The 381-nt window shown below is 61.4% G+C and carries 1 protein-coding gene; it reads left to right on the plus strand.

The annotated features are described in order from the left end of the window. A partial coding sequence (locus ACLRGI_RS23260) for an integrase core domain-containing protein (RefSeq protein WP_419203795.1) occupies nt 1-357 on the plus strand: 357 nt, incomplete at its 5' end. Nucleotides 358-381 lie beyond the last annotated feature (24 nt).

Genomic DNA, 381 nt, shown 5'->3' on the forward strand with positions numbered 1-381 from the left:
GCCGGTTTCTGGGAACGCGCCAACGCCTACTTCGAATCCTGCGGAATCACCGTCAAACGGGTCCTGACCGATAACGGCTCCTGCTACCGCTCCTACGCGTTCAAGGACGCCCTGGGCACGGTGATCAAGCACAAACGCACCCGGCCCTACCGTCCCCAAACCAACGGCAAGGTCGAGCGCTACAACCGCACCATGCTCGACGAATGGGCCTACGCCCGCCCGTACCGATCAGAGACCGAGCGTGTCGCCGCATTCGCCGACTGGCTCCATCACTACAATCATCACCGAGGCCACACCTCACTCAAAGGTCAGCCACCAGCCAGCCGCGTCACCAACCTCCGTGGGCAATACACCTAGAGAAGAACCAACTCAGCCAACTGG

The organism is Paenarthrobacter sp. PPS72, from assembly GCF_048537125.1.
Lineage (GTDB): Bacteria > Actinomycetota > Actinomycetes > Actinomycetales > Micrococcaceae > Arthrobacter > Arthrobacter nitroguajacolicus_E.